Annotated in this window: 1 protein-coding gene; it reads left to right on the forward strand. The window is 39.9% G+C overall.

Going from position 1 to position 233, the window contains the following annotated elements:
• A partial coding sequence (locus ACY2RT_RS15715; RefSeq protein WP_490156840.1) for a hypothetical protein occupies positions 1 to 233 on the forward strand: 233 nt, incomplete at both ends.

The following is a 233-nucleotide window of genomic DNA, read 5'->3' on the forward strand; positions in this document are numbered from 1 at the left end:
CCCTTATGCTTTAAGTTCTGGAGCACCCATAGATGATGCCCAAGCTACTTGGATTACCGCACCTGTTTTTCAAACACTAAATTGGCAAGGATGCGCATACACTAATATTCAATGGTGTGACGGACAAGTAGATAAATATCTTGGTTTAAGAATTAGTGTTGGAACTGATGTACATTACGGATGGGTAAGACTTGATATGCCTGCTGATGCAACAAGTTTTACGGTTAAAGACT

It is taken from the genome of Ulvibacter sp. 2210JD10-4 (genome assembly GCF_058148525.1).